Origin of the sequence: Pseudomonas grimontii (assembly GCF_007858185.1) — a bacterium.
Lineage (GTDB): Bacteria > Pseudomonadota > Gammaproteobacteria > Pseudomonadales > Pseudomonadaceae > Aquipseudomonas > Aquipseudomonas grimontii.
The window spans coordinates 106,179-115,464 of record NZ_VFES01000018.1; the positions used below are offsets into that span (position 1 = coordinate 106,179).

Genomic DNA, 9,286 nt, shown 5'->3' on the forward strand with positions numbered 1-9,286 from the left:
TCTTTCAATAACAATAAGACGGTGACTGTTATGACCTGGATGACTGCGCGCCTGAGCGCCATGATGTTTCTGCAGTTCTTTATCTGGGGTGGCTGGTTCGTCACCCTGGGCACTTTCCTGTCCAGCCAATTGGGCGCCAGCGGCGGCCAGATTGGCATGGCATTTTCGACCCAGTCCTGGGGCGCGATCATTGCCCCGTTCGTGATCGGACTGATCGCTGACCGCTTCTTCAATGCCGAACGCATCCTGGCGGTGCTGCACCTGGTGGGGGCGGTGTTGCTCTATCAGCTCTACCGGGCGCCGGACTTCGGCACGTTCTATCCTTACGTGCTGGCCTACATGATGATCTATATGCCGACCCTGGCACTGGTCAACTCTGTGGCTTTTCGGCAGATGCACGACCCGGCGCTGGAGTTCTCGCGCATTCGCGTGTGGGGCACTGTGGGCTGGATCGTCGCGGGTGTGGTGATCAGTTTTGTCTTCGCCTGGGACTCGAAAGCAGCGATTGCTGGCGGTGGCCTGCGCAACACCTTTTTGATGGCGGCGCTGGCGTCCCTGGTGCTGGGTCTGTACAGCTTTACCCTGCCGAGTACCGCACCGCTGAAGTCCGAGACCCACCGCAGCGGCCTCAAGCAGATGCTTGGCCTGGATGCCCTGGGCCTGCTGAAAGACCGCAGCTACCTGGTGTTCTTCATTGCCTCGATCCTGATCTGCATCCCGCTGGCGTTCTATTACCAGAATGCCAATCCGTTCCTCGCGGAAATCGGCGTGACCAATCCCACGGCGAAGATGGCCATCGGGCAGGTCTCCGAAGTTCTGTTCATGCTCCTGCTGCCCCTGTTCATTCACCGCTTTGGTATCAAGATCGCGTTACTGATGGGCATGCTGGCCTGGGCCCTGCGCTACGTGCTGTTCGCCTACGGCAATAACGCCGACCTGGCCTTTATGCTGTTCACCGGCATTGCACTGCACGGTATCTGCTACGACTTTTTCTTCGTCTCCGGGCAGATCTACACCGACGCGAAAACCCCCGAGCGCTTCAGAAGCTCCGCCCAAGGCCTGATCACCCTGGCCACCTACGGCTTTGGCATGCTGATCGGCTTCTGGGTCGCGGGCCATGTCTCCGACTACTACGCCACCCCGGCGGGCCATCAATGGCAAAGCATCTGGTTGTTCCCTGCGTGCTTTTCCCTCGGCGTGGTGCTGGTGTTCCTGTTTGCCTTCCGCGATACGCGAGCCGTGGAACTGGCGCCCGCCAAGGCTTGAGCAGCCACGAATCCATAACAACAAATAAGGAAATTACGAGGCGCCTACTCAAAAAAATGGCATTGGCCTCCCTCGTTGCCGGCTGCGTACTGAATGCCACTGCGCTGCTGGCAGGCCCCGCGGCCGATCGACAGATCGCCTTGCAGATGTACACCCTGCGCAATGTCGGCACCCTGGAGCAGCAGTTTTTCCTGGCACAGAGCGCCGGGTTTTCCGCAGTCGAGTTGGTCGGTGACCAGGGTGTCAGCGCGGATGAACTCAACCGGCTGCTGAAAAAATACAACCTGACCGTGACCTCTGCCCACGTACAACTGGAGGCCTTGCGTCGCCAGTTGCCTGAAACCATCGCCTTCAACCGTGCCGTGGTCATTAGGGTATCCAAGCTGAATTTGCAACGTGAACTGCTGCGTGAGAGCCGCGAAAGAAAACTGGAATAATCCAGCAGCCGCGAGAAGCACCGAGGAGCCAACCACGGGAGCTACTTTTCCAACAGAATCGGCCGAATGCAGTCCTCTGAGCGACTACTCAGACGTTGGATGGCAACACCAGCGAATGGATGATGGTGTGCGGCTTAGGTTGATCGTTTCCCGCTCCAAGCATTAAGAAAAAGCCACTCAATATAGAGTGGCTTTTTCTTGCCTGTCATTTTCGTTTCTGCGACCGCCACCGGGTTCCAATGGCACCCACCATAAACTCACGTTATTGCAGCGGCCCCACCACTTGCCGATAACGTTCTTCCCCTTGCGGCGTCTGGCGGGTCAGGTTGATTTCCAGGCCGATGGGATCGGCTTTGCGATTGCCGGCGAGCTGACGCCAGCCTTGGCCAGGTTCCCAGATGCGCACCTGCAGGTCGCTGACTCCGGACAGGACGGCCACCGCTTTTTTGGGGGCCGGTAACGGGTATCGATCACTGGCCGCTGATGCTGCGCGGTACAGCGTGTCACCGTCCAGCCACCAGCGCACGCGTTGCAAACCGTTTTCGGGAAGCGCTGCGCTACGAATGACATTCAGCTGAAAATCATGCCTGTCGGAGCTGCGCACGTTGATTGCCGCGAGGCCGTCCGGCTGCTCGTCGTCGCTCAGGCTTGGCGTTCTCAGTTCGATGCTGGCGCGCAGGGCCAGGTCGCGGTCCAGCTGGTTGAGGGTGCGTAATAACGCCTCGGTCTGTTCAGTGCTGGCCTGCAGATGGCTGTCGGCCCGGCTCACGCTGTCGAGGCCGCGCCAGGCAATAAGGCTGACAATGGTCATCAGCATGATCGCCACCATGACCTCAATGAGGGTAAACCCCTGTTGGTCGGTTTTCATGGTTGGTCCGCCACGCGTATTTGCCCGGTCGCCGTGCGTTGAAGGGTGAGGTGGTGCTGGCCATCCGAGAGCTGCAGTTGAAAGGGGGAGGCGAACCATTCGGCATTCAGTATCACCGGTTGCCTGGGGATTACCCGAACGCTCATCGAGGGTGTTTCCCACGCACGGGGACGCAGTTGCGGGTCGTTCATGAAGTGATCCCAGTCCTGGCCAGGCGCGTTGCGCCGACTGAAGCGAAACCCTTTATTGTCGGCCCGCCAGGTGATGGGGCGGCCGTCGGCCCGGGCTTCGGCCTGGGCGATTTGCAGCATCTGGACCACGCGGTTGGCGTCCTTGCGCAGCAATTGCAACGGGTCGGGTTTGATGCTCAGGCTGATCGCCGCTGAGGCGATGCCGATGATCACCAGGACTACCATCAACTCGATCAGGGTGAAGCCTTGCTGATTGGTCTTGGTCATGACACAACGCTCCTTCGTCGTGGGTCTCTCCTGTAGACTGCCCGGCAGGACAACAGGGAGGTTTTGTCGTGGTCGCTATTTTTCGTTTGACCGCGCCGCAAGTGGTACAGGCAATGGCATTGGCCACGGCGCTTGCGGGTGTGGTGGTCTGGTCTTCGGTGTTGTTGACGTCGGCCGAGTCCCAGGTGCCGCAGGTCGAGCCGCCGATTATGGCCGCTCGCCCGGATACCCCGGCGTTGCGGTGGTTTTCCAACCAGCCGGTGGCAGTGGACATCAAGGTCTCTGGCCTGATGGCCGGTGCGCGCGGGGCGGTGGCGATCCTGAGCCTGAACGAGGGGCCGCCGCGCAGTTTTCTGGTGGGCGAGTCGTTGGCCCAAGGTGTGCGCCTGGCGGCGATCGAGGGCGATGCGGTGGTGATTGAGCGTGGCACGCAGCACACTCGCATTAAGGTCAGCACGCTGCCGGACTCGCTGGTTCTACCGCGATTGACCCGACCCTGAGCACGCTCATGGTTGGGTTTGCCTCGGTGGGTTGAGCAGCGTTTCCACCCGCGCCAACGGCGGCGCCTCGCGCTTGCGCTCCGACACCAGCAGGGTGATACGCATCATGCGCCCATCGGCGCTCGGTGCGATGCTCTGCTCGCAACGCAACTGCAAGCGCCCCTGATCACAGTCAAACGCTTTGTGCCCCCTGGGCAGTTGCCCCTCCAGGCGCAGTTCGGCAAGCCTGCCCTGGGCCGACAGCAGCGCTAGCGAACGGTCGCGCAGCAACCCATTGCTCTGGGTCATCAAGCCTGCCACGCGGACCGCCGCCGCCATCGCCACGGCAATGATCGCCAAGGCCACGAGCACCTCGATCAACGTAAAACCTTGCTCCTTGCGCGACAGCTCCATGGGCCACTCTTGGCGTAAAAACACGCCGTAGAGTAGCACTCAGAGCGCAGCGGGCAGCGGCCAATTATTTTTGCTATCCAGATAGTTAGTTTTGTTACACTGCGCGCCGAATTAGGATCAAGCCAAGGATGGTGGATATGGATTTCGCGCGCATCAAATACGGGCCTCGCGCCCGCCACGCTCAGCAAGGGTTCACGCTGATCGAGATCATGGTGGTGGTGGTCATCCTCGGTATTCTGGCGGCGATTGTCGTGCCTAAAGTGCTCGACCGTCCGGACCAGGCCAGGGCGATTGCGGCCAAGCAAGACGTCGCCGGCCTGATGCAGGCGCTCAAGCTTTATCGCCTCGACCACGGTACCTATCCCAACATGAACCAGGGCCTCAAGGTCTTGGTCGAGCGCCCGGCAGATGCAAAAAATACCAACTGGCGTTCTTATCTGGAGCGCCTGCCCAACGACCCCTGGGGCCGTCCTTACCATTACTTGAATCCCGGCGCGAACGGCGAAGTCGACATCTTCTCCCTCGGTGCCGACGGCCAGCCTGACGGCGACGGCGTGAATGCCGATATCGGATCCTGGCAGCTCTAAGCGCCGCCATGAAATCGCACTCGCCGACAGTGGCGAAACAGCGCGGCATGGCGATTATCAGCGCGATGCTGATCGCGGCGGTGGTCGCTGTGTTCGCCGCCGGCATGCTTACCCGCCAGAGCGTTTTTACCCGTTCACTTGAGGCCGAGCAGGCGCGAGTGCAGGGCAGTGCATCACTGCTGGGCGGCCTGGAAGTCAGCCGGAAATTGCTCCGCGATGCTCGCGAGCATGATGTGCTGACGCGGCTTGACCAGCCTTGGGCCCGGCCGATCAACATCGCTCGGGACGGCGAATTCGAAGGTCGCCTTGAAGACCTGCAAGGCAAGTTCAATCTGCGTAATTTAATCGCCCAGGAGTCGGTTGATCTCGGGCAGATGCGCAGCTTTGAGCGGTTGTGCGAGATGATCGGTGTCGAGACCCGCCTGGCGCAGCGCATCAGCCAGCGCGTGATTGCGGCCTACCCACATAGGCCGGTTGCCTCAACAGTGGGGCAGCCGCCCCCGCCATTACCCGCGACCCAGCCGATGCTGCGCAGTCTTGATCAATTACGCGGTATCGAAGGCCTCAATGAGCGGGTCTTGGCGCGGCTGGAGCGCTACGTCAGCATTCTTCCGGTCAACACCTGGGTCAACAGCAATACGGCCAGCGCTGAGGTAATGGCCGCGGTGGTGCCGGGTTTGTCCTTGGCGCAGGCCAAGGCGTTGGTCGCTGAGCGTGATCGTGGCCAGTGGTTTGTCAATCGCGGCGACTTCGTTAACCGTGCGCGACTGCCCAACCTGAACGTGGATGAACTCAACGTCGGGATCACCAGTGAGTGGTTCCTGCTCCAGGGTCAAGCCCGCCGCAATCAGCGCCGTGTTCACATGGCTGCGCTGCTGCATCGTCCAGAAGACGCAATGCCCAGGGTGATCTGGTCGAGGCTGGGCGTATGACGCGCCTGCGCCTTGCCTTGCCGCCGCTGGGGACCTTGACGTCGGACACCGAGCTTGAGTTCGCGCAACTGGACCGCAAGGGGCGCGTCAGCCAAACCGGCATCAGTACCCTTGGCCAGCTGGGGCAACAGGCCAAGTCTCAGGCCGTCGACTGTTTCCTTAACCCCGTGGACACGGTACTGACGCGCATCGAGCTGCCGCCTCTGTCAGCGTCCCGTATCGATGCGGCCGTTACCTGCGCTGCGCAGGCGTTGATCCTGGGGCCCAGCGAGCAGATGCATGTGGCGCACAGCGCTCGAGATGCCGATGGACAGGTGCACTTGAGCTGGCTGCCCAAGGCTGTACTGGATCGCCTCGGTCAGTTGCTTGGCCTGCACCGATTTAAGCTGAGCGGCCTGTATCCAGCGCCTTACCGCTTAGCCGTGCCAGCGGCCGGGCAGGTCAATGCGTGTGTGGTAGAGGGCCAGTTGCTGCTGCGTTTCACCCTCGCCCAGGGGGCGGTGGAACCGTTGGTTAAGGACCGTCTGGAAGCGCTCGCCGCCACCGGCGAAAGTGTGCGGTGGCCCGTGGACCACCAGCGCTGGAACGGCGCTGCACCTGGCTGGGGATTGCACGCCGGGGTCGGCCGGCGCACTGCACAGGCGGCCGGATGGGGGCGGGCGTTGGGCTGTTGTGCGTTGGCTGCGGGTGTTTGGGTGGCCGGATTCAACCTTTACGCCGCTCGCGAGGTTGCGCAAGGGCAGCAGCTCAAGCAGCAGATGAGCCAGCGCGTGAAGCACGCATTTCCCGAGCTGCCGGTGATTCTCAATCCTCTGCAACAGGCTCGTCAGCAATTGGCGATCCGGCAAGGGGGCGGGCCCGCGCAAGCCAATCACGACTTTGCTTACCTGGTGCAGCAAGCCGCCATTGCGCTGCCGTTCATGGCCGGCAGCGTCGAGCAGTTGACCTTCAGCGAACGCCAGTTGCAGGTGCAGATGACCGCCGAAGCCACTCCCGCTACCGACGGCGCTGTACAGGCTGCCTTGAGCCAGGCGGGACTTTCCGCCCACCGCAATGAGCGCACCTGGACGCTGAGCGCGTTGGCCGAACCCGTGTCGGGAGAGGGTGATTCCAGCGTGGAAAACGACGATGAATAATTCGCGGCTGATGGCATTCAGAAGACGCTGGACAGCGTTGGCCCCGCGCGAAAAAACCATGGTCAGCGGTGCGGCGGTGTTTCTCGCCAGCCTGTTGGTCTGGCTGGCGCTGATCCAGCCCGCGCTCAAGAACATTGACTATTGGCAAGCCGAAACCCCGAAGCTGCGCGCCCAGAGCCAGGCACTGGAGTTGTTGCTTCGCGAGGTCACCACGCCTGTCGGGCTGGACCTTGAACACTCATTGCGCCAATCCCTCGACGCCGCCGGACTGGCGGGGCACTACCGGTTGCAGGCCCAGGATCTGTCCTGGCTACTGACACTGGATGCGGCCCCCGCCGATGCGGTGCTCGGCTGGTTATTGAGTGACCCAAGGCAATTTGCGCTGGACGTGGTCGAGGCTCGCTTGCAACGCGCTGGCGACGCCTCGGCCGACAACACGGCAGGCACTCTCACAGGAACCGTCCGTATGGATCGGATGCACGGCGCTAAGGAAGCATCATGAAGTGGTCAGGTTCCCATTATGTACGTACGGCTGCGCCGTTTCTGTTACTCGCATTGGGTGCGTGCAGCTCGCAGCCCACGGCGGATTTACCCCAGGACAGTGAGCTCGGGTTGCCCCTGGCTACCACCCAGCGCAGCGGTGATGCACTGGTAGACCGGCAGCGGGCGCAAGTGCAAATCGAACGGCAGTCGTGGCCATTGCACAAGGTTACCAACCCCGCGCGTGGCGGCAGTGCCGGTCACAGCGGCGCTGCGCCGAGCAAGCCCTTGGGCGATCAACCGGTCACGCTGAATTTCGTCGAGGCCGACATACAAGCCGTGGTGCGCGCGTTGTCCCGCGCGACGGGGCAGCAGTTCCTGGTCGACCCCCGCGTCAAGGGCTCCCTCACGCTGGTTTCCGAAGGGCAGGTGCCGGCGCATCAGGCGTACGACATGCTGCTGGCGGCATTGCGCATGCAGGGCTTCAGCGTGGTGGATGTGGGCGGTATCGCGCACGTGGTGCCCGAGGCCGATGCAAAGCTGCTCGGCGGGCCGATCTACAGTGCCGACAAACCGAGCGGCAACGGCATGCTCACCCGCACCTTCCGCCTGCAATACGAAAATGCGGTGAACCTGATCCCGGTGCTGCGCCCGATCGTTTCGCCGAATAACCCGATCAATGCCTATCCAGGCAACAACACCATCGTTGTCACCGACTACGCCGAGAACCTGACGCGGGTGGCGCAGCTTATCGACAGCATCGATACACCGAGCGCCATCGACACCGATGTGGTGCAGGTTCAAAACGGGATCGCCGTGGATATTGCCGAGATGGTCTCGCAACTGCTGGAGCAGCCGGGCAGCGACCCGACGCAGAAAATCACCGTCGTGGGCGACCCGCGCTCCAACGCGATCGTGATTCGTGCCGGCAGCCCGGAGCGAACCGAGTTGGCGCGTAACTTGATCTACAAACTGGATAACGCCCAAGCCAACCCAAGCAATTTGCACGTGGTGTACCTGCGCAACGCCCAGGCGGCGAAACTGGCGCAGTCGTTACGCGGTTTGCTGACCGGTGAAAGCGACAGCGGTGGCGGTGACAATGCGCGGTCGGTGCTCAGCGCGATGGGCGCCAATACCTCCGGCGGCCAGACCGGGCCGGGCAGTAGCCAAAGCAGTACCACCAGCGGCAATGAGCCGGCGCAGATGAGCAGCAACTCGAGCAGCCAGCCCGGTGGACAGTCGAATGAGCAAAACGTTGCCTTCACTGCCGGTGGCGTAACCCTCCAGGCCGACTCGACCACCAACACCCTGCTGATTTCCGCCCCGGAGCCGTTGTACCGCAACCTACGCGAAGTCATCGACATGCTCGACCAGCGCCGCGCCCAAGTGGTGATTGAAAGCCTCATCGTTGAAGTCGGTGAGGACGATGCCAATGAATTCGGCGTGCAGTGGCAGAGCGGCGACCTGGCCGGCAAAGGTGTGATTGGCGGCACTAACCTGGGCGGCGCGGGGTTCAACCTGAATGGCAAGACCAGCGTTGACGTGTTGCCTGGCGGGCTCAGCCTCGGCTTCATCAACGGTACCGTGGATGTGCCCGGCATTGGCAAGGTCATGGACCTCAAAGTGTTGGCCCGCGCGCTCAAAAGCAAAGGCGGCAGCAACGTACTGTCGACGCCGAACCTGCTGACCCTGGATAACGAGGCGGCGAGTATTTTTGTTGGCCAGACCATCCCGTTTGTCAGTGGCAGCTACGTGACCGGTGGCGGCGGTACCAGCAATAACCCCTTCCAGACGGTCACCCGCGAAGAAGTCGGCTTGAAGCTGAATGTGCGCCCACAAATCTCTGAGGGCGGCACGGTCAAACTCGATATTTACCAGGAAGTCAGCAGCATCGATGAGCGCGCGTCCAGCAGCGCCTCGTCAGCCGGGATCGTCACCAACAAGCGCGCGATCGACACCAGTATTTTGCTCGATGACGGGCAGATCATGGTCCTCGGCGGCCTGCTCCAGGATGGTTACAGCCAGAGCAATGAAGCCGTGCCGTGGCTGTCGAGCATTCCGGGGCTGGGCGTGCTGTTTCGCAATGAGCGCCGCGCCGTCACCAAGACCAACCTGATGGTGTTTTTACGGCCCTACATCATTCGCGACAGTGGGGCGGGGCGTAGCATCACCTTGAACCGCTATGAGTTTATGCGTCGGGCGCAGAGCGGCTTGCAGCCGGATCACAGT

Annotated in this window: 11 protein-coding genes; 8 read left to right on the forward strand and 3 right to left on the reverse strand. The window is 61.7% G+C overall.

Features of this window, described 5'->3' with window-relative positions; translation table 11 throughout:
• Window positions 1-30: 30 nt before the first annotated feature.
• Together FIV39_RS24970 and FIV39_RS24975 are read left to right on the forward strand one after the other, a co-directional pair.
• Window positions 31-1,266, forward strand: coding sequence for a nucleoside permease (locus FIV39_RS24970; protein ID WP_090402294.1), 1,236 nt, complete (start codon window positions 31-33; stop codon window positions 1,264-1,266).
• 56 nt (window positions 1,267-1,322) lie between these two features.
• On the forward strand, window positions 1,323-1,703 hold the full coding sequence (locus tag FIV39_RS24975) for a hypothetical protein (RefSeq protein ID WP_090402296.1): 381 nt from the start codon (window positions 1,323-1,325) through the stop codon (window positions 1,701-1,703).
• Window positions 1,704-1,965: 262 nt separating this feature from the next.
• On the opposite strand, the gene FIV39_RS24980 is transcribed toward FIV39_RS24975, so the two are convergent.
• On the reverse strand, window positions 1,966-2,571 hold the full coding sequence (locus FIV39_RS24980) for a type II secretion system protein GspJ (protein WP_090402299.1): 606 nt from the start codon (window positions 2,569-2,571) through the stop codon (window positions 1,966-1,968).
• Entirely contained in the window at window positions 2,568-3,029 is a 462-nt protein-coding gene (gspH, locus tag FIV39_RS24985; RefSeq protein WP_090402301.1) for a type II secretion system minor pseudopilin GspH, read from the reverse strand. Before gspH ends, FIV39_RS24980 begins: the two co-directional genes overlap by 4 nt.
• Before the next feature lie 113 nt (window positions 3,030-3,142).
• Between gspH and FIV39_RS24990 the strand changes: the two genes are divergently transcribed.
• Window positions 3,143-3,529: a type II secretion system protein N gene (locus FIV39_RS24990; protein WP_090409884.1), complete on the forward strand. Its 387-nt coding sequence runs from the start codon at window positions 3,143-3,145 to the stop codon at window positions 3,527-3,529.
• Between the two features lie 6 nt (window positions 3,530-3,535).
• Here FIV39_RS24990 and gspI read toward each other — a convergent pair whose 3' ends face one another.
• Window positions 3,536-3,922 (reverse strand): type II secretion system minor pseudopilin GspI, encoded by a 387-nt coding sequence (gspI, locus tag FIV39_RS24995; RefSeq protein WP_090402303.1) that lies wholly within the window; start codon window positions 3,920-3,922, stop codon window positions 3,536-3,538.
• A 137-nt stretch (window positions 3,923-4,059) separates the two neighbouring features.
• Here gspI and gspG point away from each other — a divergent pair, with 137 nt between their 5' ends.
• The 5 genes from gspG to gspD all read left to right on the forward strand — a co-directional run.
• Window positions 4,060-4,509, forward strand: a complete 450-nt coding sequence (gene gspG, locus FIV39_RS25000; protein WP_027603442.1) for a type II secretion system major pseudopilin GspG — start codon at window positions 4,060-4,062, stop codon at window positions 4,507-4,509.
• Window positions 4,510-4,517: 8 nt separating this feature from the next.
• Window positions 4,518-5,441 (forward strand): type II secretion system minor pseudopilin GspK, encoded by a 924-nt coding sequence (gspK, locus tag FIV39_RS25005; protein ID WP_090402305.1) that lies wholly within the window; start codon window positions 4,518-4,520, stop codon window positions 5,439-5,441.
• Window positions 5,438-6,577: a type II secretion system protein GspL gene (gene gspL, locus FIV39_RS25010; RefSeq protein ID WP_090402308.1), complete on the forward strand. Its 1,140-nt coding sequence runs from the start codon at window positions 5,438-5,440 to the stop codon at window positions 6,575-6,577. Before gspK ends, gspL begins: the two co-directional genes overlap by 4 nt.
• The gene (gspM, locus tag FIV39_RS25015; protein ID WP_090402310.1) at window positions 6,570-7,079 is read left to right on the forward strand and encodes a type II secretion system protein GspM; all 510 of its coding nucleotides are present in this window, start codon (window positions 6,570-6,572) and stop codon (window positions 7,077-7,079) included. Before gspL ends, gspM begins: the two co-directional genes overlap by 8 nt.
• Window positions 7,076-9,286 (forward strand): type II secretion system secretin GspD (gspD, locus tag FIV39_RS25020; protein WP_146371636.1); only part of this gene is annotated, 2,211 nt, incomplete at its 3' end. The genes gspM and gspD, both read left to right, overlap by 4 nt.

Bases quoted from the DNA above. Each gene is read 5' to 3' on its own strand.
- FIV39_RS24970 (WP_090402294.1), top strand. From the start codon at position 31: ATGACCTGGATGACTGCGCGCCTGAGCGCCATGATGTTTCTGCAGTTC.
- FIV39_RS24975 (WP_090402296.1), top strand. From the start codon at position 1,323: ATGGCATTGGCCTCCCTCGTTGCCGGCTGCGTACTGAATGCCACTGCG.
- FIV39_RS24980 (WP_090402299.1), bottom strand. From the start codon at position 2,571: ATGAAAACCGACCAACAGGGGTTTACCCTCATTGAGGTCATGGTGGCG.
- gspH (WP_090402301.1), bottom strand. From the start codon at position 3,029: ATGACCAAGACCAATCAGCAAGGCTTCACCCTGATCGAGTTGATGGTA.
- FIV39_RS24990 (WP_090409884.1), top strand. From the start codon at position 3,143: ATGGCATTGGCCACGGCGCTTGCGGGTGTGGTGGTCTGGTCTTCGGTG.
- gspI (WP_090402303.1), bottom strand. From the start codon at position 3,922: ATGGAGCTGTCGCGCAAGGAGCAAGGTTTTACGTTGATCGAGGTGCTC.
- gspG (WP_027603442.1), top strand. From the start codon at position 4,060: ATGGATTTCGCGCGCATCAAATACGGGCCTCGCGCCCGCCACGCTCAG.
- gspK (WP_090402305.1), top strand. From the start codon at position 4,518: ATGAAATCGCACTCGCCGACAGTGGCGAAACAGCGCGGCATGGCGATT.
- gspL (WP_090402308.1), top strand. From the start codon at position 5,438: ATGACGCGCCTGCGCCTTGCCTTGCCGCCGCTGGGGACCTTGACGTCG.
- gspM (WP_090402310.1), top strand. From the start codon at position 6,570: ATGAATAATTCGCGGCTGATGGCATTCAGAAGACGCTGGACAGCGTTG.